The sequence below is a fragment of the Stenotrophomonas sp. DDT-1 genome (assembly GCF_001580555.1).
Taxonomy (GTDB): domain Bacteria; phylum Pseudomonadota; class Gammaproteobacteria; order Xanthomonadales; family Xanthomonadaceae; genus Stenotrophomonas; species Stenotrophomonas sepilia.
Genome location: NZ_LEKR01000045.1, coordinates 1 through 13,894 on the forward strand (window position 1 = coordinate 1; position 13,894 = coordinate 13,894).

At 66.5% G+C, this 13,894-nt stretch carries 15 protein-coding genes, 1 tRNA gene and 1 pseudogene; 9 read left to right on the top strand and 8 right to left on the bottom strand.

Going from position 1 to position 13,894, the window contains the following annotated elements; genetic code table 11:
- The 5 genes and pseudogenes from AB839_RS21600 to queC form a co-directional block, all read left to right on the top strand.
- Positions 1–136 (top strand): annotated as a pseudogene (locus AB839_RS21600) (Tol-Pal system protein TolB); the annotation flags it as partial.
- 64 nt (positions 137–200) lie between these two features.
- Complete coding sequence (gene pal, locus AB839_RS17440; protein ID WP_005418510.1) at positions 201–719, top strand: peptidoglycan-associated lipoprotein Pal; 519 nt, start codon at positions 201–203, stop codon at positions 717–719.
- A gap of 3 nt (positions 720–722) precedes the next feature.
- Entirely contained in the window at positions 723–1,541 is an 819-nt protein-coding gene (gene ybgF / locus AB839_RS17445; protein ID WP_019660125.1) for a tol-pal system protein YbgF, read from the top strand.
- Between the two features lie 176 nt (positions 1,542–1,717).
- Entirely contained in the window at positions 1,718–2,419 is a 702-nt protein-coding gene (queE, locus tag AB839_RS17450; RefSeq protein WP_061480331.1) for a 7-carboxy-7-deazaguanine synthase QueE, read from the top strand.
- Positions 2,420–2,496: 77 nt separating this feature from the next.
- Positions 2,497–3,162 (top strand): 7-cyano-7-deazaguanine synthase QueC, encoded by a 666-nt coding sequence (gene queC / locus AB839_RS17455; RefSeq protein WP_061480332.1) that lies wholly within the window; start codon positions 2,497–2,499, stop codon positions 3,160–3,162.
- A 97-nt stretch (positions 3,163–3,259) separates the two neighbouring features.
- Here queC and AB839_RS17460 read toward each other — a convergent pair whose 3' ends face one another.
- Positions 3,260–4,216, bottom strand: a complete 957-nt coding sequence (locus tag AB839_RS17460; protein WP_061480333.1) for a DUF2268 domain-containing putative Zn-dependent protease — start codon at positions 4,214–4,216, stop codon at positions 3,260–3,262.
- A gap of 178 nt (positions 4,217–4,394) precedes the next feature.
- Here AB839_RS17460 and AB839_RS17465 point away from each other — a divergent pair.
- Positions 4,395–4,470 (top strand) — tRNA-Lys (locus tag AB839_RS17465).
- Positions 4,471–4,545: 75 nt separating this feature from the next.
- Here AB839_RS17465 and AB839_RS21985 read toward each other — a convergent pair.
- Both AB839_RS21985 and AB839_RS17475 read right to left on the bottom strand, forming a co-directional pair.
- Positions 4,546–5,010, bottom strand: coding sequence for a hypothetical protein (locus AB839_RS21985; protein WP_229298478.1), 465 nt, complete (start codon positions 5,008–5,010; stop codon positions 4,546–4,548).
- Positions 5,011–5,146: 136 nt separating this feature from the next.
- The gene (locus tag AB839_RS17475; RefSeq protein WP_061480334.1) at positions 5,147–6,226 is read right to left on the bottom strand and encodes an acyltransferase; all 1,080 of its coding nucleotides are present in this window, start codon (positions 6,224–6,226) and stop codon (positions 5,147–5,149) included.
- Between the two features lie 470 nt (positions 6,227–6,696).
- On the opposite strand from AB839_RS17475, the gene AB839_RS17480 reads away from it, so the two are divergent.
- Together AB839_RS17480 and AB839_RS17485 are read left to right on the top strand one after the other, a co-directional pair.
- Positions 6,697–7,545 (top strand): alpha/beta hydrolase-fold protein, encoded by an 849-nt coding sequence (locus AB839_RS17480; protein WP_061480335.1) that lies wholly within the window; start codon positions 6,697–6,699, stop codon positions 7,543–7,545.
- 82 nt (positions 7,546–7,627) lie between these two features.
- The gene (locus AB839_RS17485) at positions 7,628–8,566 is read left to right on the top strand and encodes an alpha/beta hydrolase-fold protein (RefSeq protein WP_061480353.1); all 939 of its coding nucleotides are present in this window, start codon (positions 7,628–7,630) and stop codon (positions 8,564–8,566) included.
- Positions 8,567–8,603: 37 nt separating this feature from the next.
- On the opposite strand, the gene AB839_RS17490 is transcribed toward AB839_RS17485, so the two are convergent.
- Together AB839_RS17490 and AB839_RS17495 are read right to left on the bottom strand one after the other, a co-directional pair.
- Positions 8,604–9,029: a response regulator gene (locus tag AB839_RS17490; RefSeq protein WP_061480336.1), complete on the bottom strand. Its 426-nt coding sequence runs from the start codon at positions 9,027–9,029 to the stop codon at positions 8,604–8,606.
- A 93-nt stretch (positions 9,030–9,122) separates the two neighbouring features.
- Positions 9,123–9,890 carry a CPBP family glutamic-type intramembrane protease gene (locus AB839_RS17495; protein ID WP_061480337.1) on the bottom strand — a complete coding sequence of 256 codons (768 nt, stop codon included), beginning with the start codon at positions 9,888–9,890 and terminating at the stop codon, positions 9,123–9,125.
- Between the two features lie 150 nt (positions 9,891–10,040).
- Between AB839_RS17495 and AB839_RS17500 the strand changes: the two genes are divergently transcribed.
- Complete coding sequence (locus tag AB839_RS17500) at positions 10,041–10,361, top strand: zf-TFIIB domain-containing protein (RefSeq protein WP_061480338.1); 321 nt, start codon at positions 10,041–10,043, stop codon at positions 10,359–10,361.
- A gap of 87 nt (positions 10,362–10,448) precedes the next feature.
- Here the strand turns inward: AB839_RS17500 and AB839_RS17505 are convergent, their stop codons facing one another.
- From AB839_RS17505 to AB839_RS17515, 3 genes are all read right to left on the bottom strand, one after another.
- On the bottom strand, positions 10,449–10,961 hold the full coding sequence (locus AB839_RS17505; protein WP_061480339.1) for a GNAT family N-acetyltransferase: 513 nt from the start codon (positions 10,959–10,961) through the stop codon (positions 10,449–10,451).
- 81 nt (positions 10,962–11,042) lie between these two features.
- The gene (locus tag AB839_RS17510) at positions 11,043–12,032 is read right to left on the bottom strand and encodes a copper resistance protein B (protein WP_061480340.1); all 990 of its coding nucleotides are present in this window, start codon (positions 12,030–12,032) and stop codon (positions 11,043–11,045) included.
- Complete coding sequence (locus tag AB839_RS17515) at positions 12,029–13,840, bottom strand: copper resistance system multicopper oxidase (RefSeq protein ID WP_061480341.1); 1,812 nt, start codon at positions 13,838–13,840, stop codon at positions 12,029–12,031. Before AB839_RS17515 ends, AB839_RS17510 begins: the two co-directional genes overlap by 4 nt.
- Positions 13,841–13,894: the final 54 nt, after the last annotated feature.

Genomic DNA, 13,894 nt, shown 5'->3' on the forward strand with positions numbered 1-13,894 from the left:
GCTGTACGCCGCCCGCGAAGGTGGCCGTGGTGTGTTGTATGCCGTTTCGGCCGATGCGCGGGTTCGCCAGCGCCTGGTCCTGGCTGACGGTGATGTGCGCGAACCGGCATGGTCCCCATACCGTACCCAGCGCTAAAAGAGTGTTAATATTTTCGTTGTCTTGAACCCCTCATCGGCTTAGGAGCCACAAAGGTATCGCCATGAACAAGTCCACCCGCGTTCTGCTTGTTTCCCTGCTGTCTGTGGCCGTCCTGGCCGGTTGCTCGAAGAAGGTGAAGGAAGAGCCGGCAGCCCCGGTCGACACCGGCACCTCGACCACCACCCCGACCGGTCCGTCGACCTCCGGCCTGTACGGCCCGGGCGACCTGGACACCGACGCTTGCCTGCGCCAGCGCGTGGTCTACTTCGACCTGGACAAGGAAGACGTGAAGCCGGAATTCCAGGCCATCATGGCGTGCCACGCCAAGTACCTGCGTGACCGTCCGTCCTCGCGCATCACCCTGCAGGGCCACACCGACGAGCGCGGTTCGCGCGCGTACAACCAGGCCCTGGGTGAGCGTCGTGGCAACGGCGTCAGCTCGGCCCTGCAGGCCAACGGTGGTTCGGCTTCGCAGCTGACCGTCGTGTCCTACGGTGAAGAGCGTCCGGTCTGCACCGAGTCGAACGAGTCGTGCTGGTCGCAGAACCGTCGCGTCGAAATCGTCTACACCGCGCAGTAATCCATGCGCATTGGCATCAAACTGATGCTGGTCGTTGCGGCAGCCCTTGTGGCTGCCGCACCGGCGCACGCACAGCGACAGAGCCTGGCTGACCGTGTCGGCGCGCTCGAGCAGCAGATGTACAACAACAGTGCCAACCAGGACCTGTTGAACCAGATCAATCAGCTGCGGCAGCAGGTCACCAGCCTGCAGGCCTCGATCGAGCAGTTGCAGCATGACAACGCCCAGCTCAAGCAGTCCGCCCAGGATCAGTACCTGGATCTGGACAGCCGCCTGAACCGGTTGGAAGGGGGCAACGCCGCCCCGGCCCTGCCGCCCGTTCCGGCGAGCGCGCCGAAGGCCGCACCGGCCCCGGCAAAACCCGCAGCGGCGGCCACTTCCGAGCGGCCGCCTTCCGTCCATGGTGATGCTGGCAGCCTTGCCGCCACCGGCGACGAGCGCACCTCCTACAACGTTGCCTTCGATGCGTTGAAGGCCGGCAGGTACGACGATTCGGCGCAGCTGTTCCTGAGCTTCCTGGAGTTGTACCCGAACGGCGTCTACGCGCCGAATGCGCTGTACTGGCTGGGCGAGAGCTACTACGCCACCCGCAATTTCCCGATGGCCGAGACCCAGTTCCGAGAGCTGCTCTCGCGCTATCCGACCCACGACAAGGCCGCGGGCGGCCTGCTCAAGATCGGCCTCTCGCAGTACGGCGAGGGAAAGGTCGACCAGGCCCAGCAGACGCTGGAGACCGTCGTGGCGCAGTACCCCGGCTCGGACGCCGCGCGCACCGCGCAGGACCGTCTGCAGTCCATCCGCCTGGGCAAGCAGATCCGCTGATCCGCTGAGCGGGCGTACAATAGGTGCCCTGTAGAGCCGAGCCCACGCTCGGCTGCTTTCGTTTCCGGACCAGCAAACCCGTCCGGTTGCTGTTGTAGAGCCGAGCCATGCTCGGCTGTTTTCGTTACCGGCCACGGTAGCCCACCCGCCACGTGTCCCACCAAGAAGTACCCGCCATGACCGCCGTTACCCCGTCAAACGCCGTCGCCACCCCCAGCGACATCGTGCAGTCGCCGCTGCCGCGCCTGAAGATCACCGAGATCTTCACCTCGCTGCAGGGCGAGGCCGATACCGCCGGCTGGCCGACCGTGTTCGTGCGCCTGACCGGCTGCCCGCTGCGCTGCCAGTACTGCGACACCGCCTATGCCTTCCACGGCGGCACCTGGTGGGACATCGACGACATCGTGGCCGAGGTGCTGGCCCAGGGCGTCCGCCACGTCTGCGTGACCGGCGGCGAGCCGCTGGCGCAGAAGCGCTGCCTGGTGCTGCTGCAGAAGCTGTGCGATGCGGGCATGGATGTCTCGCTGGAAACCTCCGGCGCGTTGGATGTCAGCACAGTGGACCCGCGCGTGTCGCGCGTGGTCGACATCAAGACGCCGGGCTCGGCCGAAGCCGCCCGCAATCGCCTGGAAAACCTGCCGCTGCTGACCGTCCGCGACCAGATCAAGTTCGTCATCTGCAACCGCGAGGACTACGACTGGGCCAAGGCCATGGTCGCCGAGCACGGCCTGGTGGAGCGTTGCACCGTGTTCTTCTCGCCGAGCAAGGGCGAGATCAGCGCGCGGCAGTTGGCCGACTGGATCGTCGAAGACCGGCTGCCGGTGCGCTTCCAGATGCAGTTGCATAAAATCCTGTGGAACGACGAGCCGGGCCGATGAGCCGGCGCAGCGTTCCCTGATGTAGCTCCGGCGCGGGACAGCGTGCTGGCTTTCCCCTCCCAACCGGAAGATTTCCCATGAAGAAGGCAGTCGTGCTTCTCTCCGGCGGCATGGATTCAGCCGCCGTCATCGCCATGGCCCAGGAACAGGGCTTTGCCGTGCATGCCTTGAGCGTGCGCTACGGCCAGCGCCACACCTCCGAACTGGATGCCGCCGCCCGCGTGGCCAAGGCCCAGGGCGTGGTCGCGCACAAGACCGTGGACGTGGACCTGCGCAGCATCGGTGGCTCGGCGCTGACCGACGACATCGACGTACCGGAGGCGGGCGGAGCCGGCATTCCGGTCACCTACGTGCCGGCGCGCAATACCATCATGCTGTCGCTGGCGCTGGGCTGGGCCGAAGTGCTCGGTGCCAATGACATCTTCTGCGGCGTCAACGCCGTCGACTACTCCGGCTACCCGGACTGCCGCCCCGAGTTCGTGGCCGCGTTCCAGGCGCTGGCCAACCTGGCCACAAAGTCGGGCGTGGAAGGCGCCGGCATCAAGGTGCATGCCCCGCTGCAGTTCCTCAGCAAGGGCCAGATCGTCAGCGAAGGCGTGCGCCTGGGCGTGGACTTCGGCCTGACCGTGTCCTGCTACAACGCCGACGCCAACGGCGCCGCCTGCGGCCACTGCGACGCCTGCCGCCTGCGCGCGCAGGGCTTCGCCGAGGCCGGCGTGCCGGACCCGACGCGGTACGCCTGACCGCTTCCGGTAGTGCCGGCCGCTGGCCGGCATCCCCGTGGGTGCGAATGTCTCCCTGGTGGGTGCGAACCGTTGGTTCGCACTCTCTGTCCCGGCGCTACCGCTGCTGCAACCACCCCGACGCTTCAATAAACGCCCGCACCGCATTCGGATCGGCATAGTCCAGCTCGATCATCCGCGCGATGCCGGCTCTCTCATCGGCCTGCTGGCGCATGTACTCCTGCGCAATGCGGTAGCCGGCGTAGTAGCCCAGGTCACTCACCCCGAACGGATTGCGCGCGCTGTTGTACAGCCAGTTGTCCAGGTTGTCCCCGTGCATCTCCGCACGGAAGCGCGCGCGGATTTCCGCTTCGTGCGCGGGCCCATAGGTGTACAGCGGCAACGCCGGGCGGCGCCCGCTGATGCGCTCTGCCACGTATTCGGCCACGCCTTCGCGTATCGCGTACTGGGCTAGGCTGCCGGTGGTCTCGCGCTGCTGGGTATGCACGTATTCGTGCAGGTTGTTCTGCGCGTTGTTCGCACCGGGGCGGCTGTCGTAGAAGATCCGCAGGCGGCTGCGCATCGGCTCGGGCAGCTCGCTCACGTCCACGCGCTCATCGCCGAGCGCCATCTCCGCGCCGATCAGCACCTTGTCGTCCAGCGTGGTACCGCCGGTGCGCAGCACACCGACTGCGTAGGTGATGGTGGCCGGGCGCAAGGCCGGGTAGAGCGCCCGGAATTTGGAAAGATCCCGTTCCAGGGTGGCGCTGGCCTGCTGCGCGTTGGCGGTCAACGGCCGAACCGACGTCCAGAAGCGCGGCCACGCACGCATGGCCTCGGCGTATTCGCGGGCGGTGTAGTTGCGGACCTGCATCAGCGCATGCAGGCCGGGGCTGCCTGGATCGATGTAGCGCTCCTGCACGAGTGCGACCTGGCGGTCAACGTCGGGCTCGGCGCGCACCGCGTCATAGGTGGCCCAGAAGCGGCCGATGTCGTCGGTGACGACCTGGGGCGGGGCGGCCAGTGCCGCGCAGGGCAGCAGCAGGGCGGCAATGAGGCAGAGGGGCAGGCGCATCCGTGGCTCCGGGGAAGGATCACAGATGGGATGCGACGACGGCCCGGAAGGTTTAAGCCGGCGGTCCAGATCGGGTAGTGCCGGCCGCTGGCTGGCAACCTCGACGCACCAGGGTTTCACCCGGCCCGGCAAAGTAGGGTAGAATGCCCACCCCGCCGAAAGGCTGGGGCAGTGCAATGGGCCGTTAGCTCAGTCGGTAGAGCAGAAGACTTTTAATCTTTTGGTCGAAGGTTCGAATCCTTCACGGCCCACCATTGCGGTCAATGACTCAAGTCATTCAAAAAGGCACCGCTTGGCGGCGCTTTTTCTGTTGCACCTGTTCGCCGCCGTTACTGCGTCCCTACCGCCGTCGTTTTGGCGGCCGCCGCGTCGGAGACTTGCTTTGCAGCGGTTGCGGCCGCATCTGCAGAACGTGCCGCCTGCGCCTGGGCCGCCGCGAACTCGGCCTGCCGCTGTTCACTGAACCTGCGTTCCAGTTCCATCGCTGCGGCAAGGCTCTCCGGATTCTTCGCAGCACATGCCTGCTGTATCAGTTGTACCGCACGGTCGGACAACCCGGGTTGGATGTTGCCAAGCAGGCAATCGGCGTAGGTTGGCGAGCCGGCGGCCAGCGCGGTCCAGCATGTGAACCTCCTTGCAAGTCTGGATGGGTCCGAGAAGGGACCAGGCCGAGCATGGCCCGGATCATGGAGCAGTGTTCCTGCTTCGGCGTCCGGCGTCCGGCGTGCGGCGGCTGGGGTCAGACAAGGCGCAAAGCGCGGAATGCGGATGACCCGGCCCGAACGGAGGGGCATGAGGCGAGTTCCGCGTCCGCCATCAATGGAGAACGCGCGCACGTGTCGTGCTGGCTTTGTATGCCATTCGCTGTGCGTGCCGTCAGTGACGATTCAAAGACGACACTTTCACGGGCGCCCCCGGCAAGGCCTGGATCTATGCAGGCCTGCTGAGCCCGCGCTGTGCCATCCGTTGCGGCAACAGCAGCAACGGCCGCTCGACCACGCGATGCACCAGATAGCCGACCACGCAGCACGCCAGCAGGGTCGCAGCGACGAAGAGGCCGTGATTCCACCAGGCACCTGTGGGCAGCAGCATCGACCATAGGCGGCCGGCGACCGAGATCACGAAGATATGGGACAGGTACAGAGCATAGGACGTATCGCCCAACAGGATCAGGCTGTTCGGTGGCGCTCGCCGTGCACGCGCTTCGATCAGCACTGCCCCGGCGACAAGGAGCGCGCTGGCCGTGCCAAACAGCATGACCCGGGTCCACACCGGCATGATCGACGGGCCTTCGGTGGACAGAAGACTGGCTGCGGCCACCGCGAGTGCTCCCCCGCCAAGTGCCAAGGGCCAACCAAGGCTGCGCGGAAGGTAGCGCCAGTGCAGGCCCAGCAGCGCACCCGCAATGAATTCGAAGGTGAGCGGATTGATGACCAGCACATGGGCTGGCGAAGTGGCCGCCGGTGCAAACAGATGGGCGACGCCGATCAGAGCGGCCCACCCGAGCAGGAACGTGGTCAGGGCTCGAGCCGGGACGAAGGCGATCGCCACGGCGAACATCAGATAGAAGTAGGCCTCGTGCACAAGAGTCCACCCTACCGTCAACACTGGCAGTTGCTGATGCGGGATCAACAGATAGGAGGCCAGTATGCTCTGGTCGTGGTAAGAAGAGTTCACCATCGTCGGGACCAGGGCCATCAACACCACCACCACCGTAGTGAATATCCAGTACGGCGGCAGCACTCGCCACGCACGCCGGATCAGAAAGGTGCCGGCGGCGGCAATCCCTCCCTCACGACCGGCGGTAAGGGTGGTCATGACGAAGCCGGACAACACAAAGAACAGATCCACGCCGGCGTCCGCGTAGCGCCCGACCCCGTCAAGGATCCCCTCGCCAGGCAGATATTTGATCTCGACGCCCCGAAGATGGAACACGACCACGGCCAGTGCTGCGACGCCGCGTAGAACTTGCAGCGACAGAAAGCGGTGTGGACTGGCGTGCTGGCTCATCTTTTCTCCATTGCTGCCGCGCATTGTACTTACCCGGTCCAGTCCTGGGGCGGCACCGGACCGGCCAGTGCATCGGGTTGGCTTGCACGGCTGCGCGCGACGCCTGGCCGTCCCGCAGAACCGGAGGTTCGGGCCACGCGCTGATGGCTTGCGGCGCAGCGCAGCCCCCTGCAAACAATGGATGCCGCAGCTGAGAAGGTACTACCTTCGCTTGAGAACAATCGCTGCGATGACAGCAGCGATGCCGACCGGGATGAGAACCACGGCCAGAAGGATGATCCAGTGCCAGATGCTGAAACTTCCCATATCCGAACCCCTTGCAGGAAACGATGCAGGGTAGCACCCGGATGCCAGCCATTCTTCGAGGCGCGTCAAGCATCGCGCAGCGCCGTTGTACACGTGCAGACATGCGGAGTCGCCACCCTGGCCTTGACGCTATGCTCAGCGTCTTTCCGAGAAAGGGGCCCGTCATGCGCTTGATCATGCTGTCGCTGTTGTTGTCCGCCGTCTCCGTCGCGCCGTTGATGGCCGCCGAACCGGCGCCGACCGCACAATCAGCGGCCGCAACCCCGCTGGTGATCGGCGAAACCTTCACCATCGAATCGAAGGCGCTGGGTGAAACCCGCCGCATCAATGTCTACCGCCCGCAGCCCTGGGGCCTGGACCCGAAGGCGCCGCTGCCGGTGATCTACATGCCCGACGGCGGCATCGGTGAGGACTTCCTGCACGTGGCAGGACTGGTGCAGGTGCTGACCGGCAACGGCAGCATGCGCCCGTTCCTGCTGGTCGGCATCGAGAACACCGAGCGCCGCCGCGACATGACCGGCCCCAGCAGCGATCCGCAGGACCAGAAGATCGCACCGCGCATCGGTGGTTCGGCGGCCTACCGCGCGTTCCTGCGCGATGAACTGATGCCGCAGGTCCGCCAGCGCTACCCGACCACCGACGAGCGCGCACTGATCGGCGAGTCGCTGGCCGGCCTGTTCGTGGTGGAAACACTGCTGCAGGAGCCGATGCTGTTCAACAGCTACATCGCGCTGGATCCCAGCCTGTGGTGGAACCGCGGCGCGATGCTGGCCGGAGTGGCCAAGCAGTTGCCTGCGGTGACGCGTGCGCAGCCGCACGTGTTCCTGGCCAGCAGTGGGCAGCCGGAGCTGGCCGCATCCACTGCACGACTGGCCGAGTTGCTGCAGCAGGCTTCGCCGTCGCCGCTGGTGAAGTACCTGCCGTTGCCGGAAGAAACCCACGCTACGATCTATCATCCAGCCGCACTGCAGGCGCTGCGCACACTGTTCCCGGCGCCGCCGGCCTCGCCCTGACCGCACTGGCAGCGGGTTGCGCACCATGCAAGGATGCGGCAGCGGCGCCATCCGGTGCGCCGCCCGCAATGGGAGCCTGTGGATGCAGCGTATGCGTGGATGGAGTGTGGCGGCCTGCCTGGCCGTGAGTGGCTGTGCGATGTCGGTGGCGCCGCCGGCAGCGCAGAGTGAAGCGAAGGAGAGCCCGGCCGCCGCAGTGTCGGGCGTGGTGCTGCCGGATACCGAAGCGCTGCGCGTGCACGATCCGATCGGCCGCGATTATCCGGTCTGGGTGGCGTTGCCGGCCGACTACGCCGCACATCCGGAAAAGCACTATCCGGTGCTGTACGTGACCGACGCGCTGTACAGCTTCCCGCTGGTGCGCAGCGTGCGCAACCTGGTGGGCCAGAAGGGTGTCAACCTGGAGGATTTCATCCTGGTCGGGCTGCCGCCGCAGGAAGGCCTGACGTCCAAGCAGAGCCGCTCGCGCGATTACACGCCCAGCGATCCGGCGCGCACCGATCCGCGTGACTACAGCGACGACGTCAGCTACGGCGGCGCGGCGCACTACCGCGATTTCCTCGCTGAGCAGGTGCTGCCGATGATCGATGCGCGCTACCGCACCGATCCGGCGCGGCGCGCCTATGCCGGTCATTCCTATGGTGGCTTGTTCGGTGCCTACGTGCTGACCACGCGCCCGGACATGTTTCACAGCTACATCCTGTCAAGCCCGTCGCTGTGGTTCGACAACCATCGGGTGCCGCGCATGCAGGCCGAGGCCAAGGCGCCCACGCAGCCGACCACGGTGGTGCTGTCGATCGGCAGCTTCGAAACGGTGAAGCCGGAGCCGCGCTATTTCACCCGCAACGACATGCTGCGCCACAACGCCGAATTCGCCGAGCAGCTGCGCGCCAGCGGGCGCTCGTTGACGGTGGACAACATGGTGATCGATGACGAGGATCACTTCACCGTGTATCCGGACATGATCACCCGCGCGCTGCTGAAGGTGTTCCCAGGTACCGGACCGTACAGTAGCGGTTGATTGCAGGTTCAATCCACGCCATGCGTGAATGATTGCCTCAGGCCGCGCTGGCCTGCGGCGGCGGCATCAACGTGGCATCCGCTGCATGGCGGAAGCACAGGCGGATGGCATCGAGCAGCTCGCTCATGCTGTACGGCTTGGGCAGGAAGTGGATGCCGGCGCGCAGCTGCGGCAGCACATGATGCTGGTCCATGCCGGAGGTGACCAGGATCGGCAGCTGCGGCAGGTGCTCGCGCACGCGGTTGGCGGTTTCGATGCCGCTGATGCCGCCCAGGCAGACGTCGGTGAACAGCAGGTCGAACGGCTCGCCGGCGTTGAGCAGGCCCAGCGCGGCCTCGGCACTGCTGACAGCGGTGACCTGGCAGGCCTGGCTTTCCAGGGCGAGGCGGCTGAGCTCCTGGGTTTCCTCGGCGTCCTCGATCAGCAGGACGCGCGGTTCCACAAAGCGCTTGGACAGCAACATGACGCGGCAACTCCGGACAACAGGGGAGCAAAAGGCGCGCAAGTATGCGCAAGCCGGGGGTGATCCCGGCGTGCACGGCAGGCTAAGTGGGCGTTACAGCCGATGCTGCTGCCGGCGGCGCACCTGCCAGGCCAGCACCGCCAGCGCCAGCAGCGCGGTGCCGATACGCAGGCTGGTGGCCTGCCAGCCCAGTGCAACGGCGTCATCAAGGCTGAACACGTTCCAGGCCAGGTTCATCGACACGTGCAGGACCAGGCCGCACCACAAGGTGTCACCGTCGAGGTGGTCGAGCCAGGCGAAGATGAAGCCGCCCAGGGCGATCACCGCCCCGACGAACAGCGCGAGTCCGCCACCGTCGAACCCGCCGAAACCCAGCCAGTGCACCCAGCCGAACAGCAGCGCCTGCGGCAGCGCGAGCAGGGGCCATGGCCCGCGCATGAGCTTCACCAGCAGCACGAAGCCGAGGCCGCGGAACAGCACTTCCTCGGCCAGTGGGAACAGCACGGCGAGCATCGTTGCATCCAGGGTGGTCAGTGCGGTGTTGGGCGTGCCCAGCAGCGCCAGGCCCAGCCAGCAGGGCAGGCTGGCCAGCAGTACCCACATCGGGCCGCTCCAGCCGTTGCCGCGCAGCCCCAGGCTGTCCGACAGGCCCGTGCCACGGGGTCGCAGCAGTGCGGCCAGCAGCAGTGCCAGCAGCACGGCCAGTGCGTTGTCCAGCAGGCTGCCGCCGTATGGCATGGGCAAGGCGGGAATCGGCGCGCCTGCGGCCGCAGCGACATCGCGCAGATTGAGGCCAACGCCGACGCCGAGCAGCACCAGCAGCAGGCGCGCGGCGTTGGGCAGGCGGGACAGGACGGTCATGCACGCACTCCCTGCGGAACCAGCGTGCAGTGTGGAAGGCCGCTGGGCACGCTGGCACGCGCCGGAAGTCCCTGTGCCATCGGTCATGTGTTGCCGCACAGTCATCACAGGGCAGGTAGAGTCGAAACCAGACCGAGAGGAGCAATGCCGATGCTGTGCCCCGTGTGCAAGACCCAGACCCTGCAGATGGCCGAACGCCATGGCATCGAAATCGACTATTGCCCTGGCTGCCGTGGTGTCTGGCTGGATCGTGGCGAGCTGGACAAGATCATCGAACGTGCCGGCGCCGGTGCTGCGGTGCCGCCGCCCGCCCCTGTGCAGGCACAGCCGGCCGCTGCGCCGCCGCCGGTGATGCATCGCGATACCCGCCACCTCGGCCAGCGCTACGAGGACAACCGGGGCCAGCAGTACGGCCATGGGTACAAGAAAAAGAAGAAGGACAGCTTCCTGTCGGAGTTGTTCGACTTCTAGGCGCTTCGCTTTGGTAGAGTCGAGCCATGCTCGACTGGCTATTGCCAAAGCAGTCGAGCATGGCTCGACTCTACAGGGGCCGCATGATCACGGCCGGCGCAGGATGAACTCGCGGTCGCGCGTATCCCCGACGATGAAGTCGTACTCGCCGACCTTGCTGCAGCCGTAGCGCGTGTAGAAGCGCTGCGCGCCGAAGTTCTCCTCCCAGACGCCCACCCACAGGGTGCGGCGCTGCGGCTGGTCCAGCCAGGCCATGAACGCGTCCATCAGGCGCGCGCCGTGGCCGCCGTTCTGGTAGTCGGCCAGGATGTAGAAGCGCTTCAGTTCGATGTCGCCTTCGCAGGCCTCGGCATGCGGCAGGGTGTTGGCACCGGCAGCCAGGTAGCCGACCACGTTGTCGCCGTCCATCAGCAGCCAGATCGCGCTGCGCGGGTCGGACAGTTCGGCGCGCTGCGGTTCGCTGCTGTAGTGCGCCTGCAGGAAATCCTGCAGCTCCTGCGCCGGATACGAGTCGCCCCAGGTTTCGTTGTAGGTGGTGATGGCGATGGCCGACAGCGCATCGACATCGGCCAGGGTGGCGCGGCGGATCTGCAGCGACATGGCGGAGCCTGCATTGGAACGTGGCGCAGTGTAGCCGGCCCCGGCGTTTGCCGGGGCTGGCGGTTGCTCACAATCCGCTGATCAGAACCACATGCGAACGCCGGCCACCCAACGCGTGTCGCGCGCGTGGTCACCGGCGTAGTCGGCGGTGTCGCCAAACGTGCGCTCGTGGCTGATGCCGATGTACGGCGCGAAACGGCGGCTGAACTCATAACGCAGGCGCAACCCGGCTTCGACCTTGTTCAGTCCGCGACCAATGCCGTACTCCGGTTCATCCTTGGCTGCGATGGTGGCTTCCAGCAGCGGCTGCAGGATCAGGCGGTTGGTCAGCAGTACGTCGTACTCGACCTCGGCCTTGGCCAGCAGCTGGCCGCCAGAACCCATGTACAGCGTGGCCGAGCTCTCGAACTTGTACGGCGCCAGGCCCTGGATGCCGATGGCCGCCCAGGTGCGCGAGTCGGCCGGCCGGAAGTCCTGGCGCACGCCGACCAGCACGTCCCACCACGGCGATACGCTGCGACCATACAGTGCTTCCAGTGACGAAGATTCCGTGCGGCCGCGGCTGCGTTCGCCATCGGTGCGCAGCCACAGGCGGTTGATGTTGCCACCGATCCAGCCGGTGGCCTCCCAGGCCTGGCCGGTGCTGTTCTTGCCGTCCCAGTGTTCGAGGCGATCGATCAGCAGCAGGCTGTTGATCTGCGGTGCATGCTCCATCGCACCGTGCGCGATCGGTGGGAATGCGGCAGCGCGGTCGGCATCGGTGGGAACCGGGATCGGCTCGCGCGGTTCGATCGGTGCAGGCGTGCCGTGACCCATCGCCTCGTGGTCCATCTGTGAATGGTCCCTCTTCGAGTGGTCCATCGTGGAGTGGCCCATGCCGGCGTGATCCGCCGCGCCCATGTCCATCTTCGAATGATCGACCTGTTCGACCGGCGCCTTGGCAGACTTCGCGGTTTTCGCGGTCGGATCCATCGCGGCCATGTCATGCCCGGCATGCGACTGCGCGAACACCGGCAATGCGGCGGCCAGGCCCAGGGCCAGCAGGCTGGGGGAAAGCAGTGAGCGGCTCATTCTTCGATCCTCACTTCGCGCATCATGCCCGCTTCCATGTGGTACAGCAGATGGCAGTGGTAGGCCCAGCGGCCGAGCGCATCGGCGCGCACGCGGTAGCTGCGGCGGGTGCCGGGTGGCATGTCGATGGTGTGTTTGCGCAGCTGGAACTCGCCCTGTGCGTTTTCCAGATCGCTCCAAACGCCGTGCAGGTGGATCGGGTGCTGCATCATGGTGTCGTTGACCAGCACGATGCGCATGCGCTCGCCGTAGTTCAGCCGCAGCGGTTCGGCGCTGGCGAACGGGATGCCATCGAATGACCAGGAGAACTTCTCCATATGGCCGGTCAGGTGCAGCTCGATCTCGCGGCTTGGCTCGCGGCCATCGGGATCCTCGAACAGGCTGCGCATCGCGCCGTAGGTGAGTACCTGGCGACCGTTGTCGCGCAGGCCGATGCCGGGGTCGTCCAGCTTTGGTTCGGTGGCTGAGCTCTGCATGTCCACCAGCGGGTTGTTGCGTTCGCTGGCCGGGTGCTTTGGCGCCTTGCTGGCGGTATCGGCGCCAGCCTGTGCCCCGTGGCCCATGCTGGCGCCGCAGCCGCCTTCCATGCCCTTCATCGCGGCCATGTCGTGGCCACCATGGCCACCACTGCCCATGCCATGGCCCATGTCGGCCATGGTCAGCAGCACGCGCGGGTCGCGCTCGGGAATCGGCGCCTGCAGGCCGTGGCGCACCGCCAGCGTGCCGGCGGCGTAGCCGGTGCGGCCCATGTCCTGGCAGAAGATGGTGAACGCGTCCTGCCCGGTCGGTTCCACCAGCACGTCGTAGGTTTCGGCCGGCGCGATGCGGAACTCATCGATGCTCACCGGGTGGATGTACTGGCCGTCGGCGGCGACCACGGTCATCTTCAGACCGGGGATGCGCACGTCGAAGTAGGTCATCGACCCACCGTTGATGAAGCGCAGCAGCACCTTTTCGCCACTGCGGAACAGGCCGGTCCAGTTGCCGGCCGGGGCGGTGCCGTTCATCAGGTAGGTGTAGGTATTGGCATTGACGTCGGACAGGTCGGTGGGCGTCATCCGCATCCGGCCCCACATGCCACGGTCGGACAGCGCTGCCGACCAGCCATCGCGCTTCACGTCACGCAGGAAATCCGGCAGCGTGCGCATGTAGTAGTTGTCGTACGCCGCCAGCTTCTTCATGCGGCGGAACAGGGCGCCTGGGTCCATGTCGGTCCAGTCGGACAGCATGATCACGTGCTCGCGGTCGTGCCGGTACGGCGCCGGCTCGGCGGGATCGATGATCAGCGCGCCGTACAGGCCGGCCTGTTCCTGGAACATCGAGTGGCTGTGGTACCAGTAGGTGCCCGACTGCTTCAGCTCGAAGTGGTAGTGGTAGGTCTCACCGGGGCCTATGCCGTTGAAGCTCAGGCCGGGCACGCCGTCCATGTTGGCCGGCAGCAGGATGCCGTGCCAGTGGATCGAGGTCGGGTGGCGGTCCAGGGTGTTGCGCACGAACAGATCCACGGTCTGGCCTTCACGCCAGCGCAGGATCGGTGCGGGCAGCGAGCCGTTGACGGTGATCGCAGGACGGGTGCGGCCAGTGAAGTTGGCCAGCGATTCGCCGATGGCCAGTTCGATGCGGGTGTCGCTGAGCACGGCGGGGGCGCCGGCCAGGCGTGGGGCGGCAGTGGCGGCGGCGAGCGCGCGCTGCGGCACGCCGACAGCGGCGATGCCGGCAACCACGCCACCGGCGGCCAGGCCCTGTACGAACAGGCGGCGCGACGGCATGGGCACAGCGCCCGGACCGCGGGGGATGCGGGTATTCATGGTGGTGACTCCAGACACGTAAAGACGCCGGCAGGCGGCCGGCTGCGGTGCGCA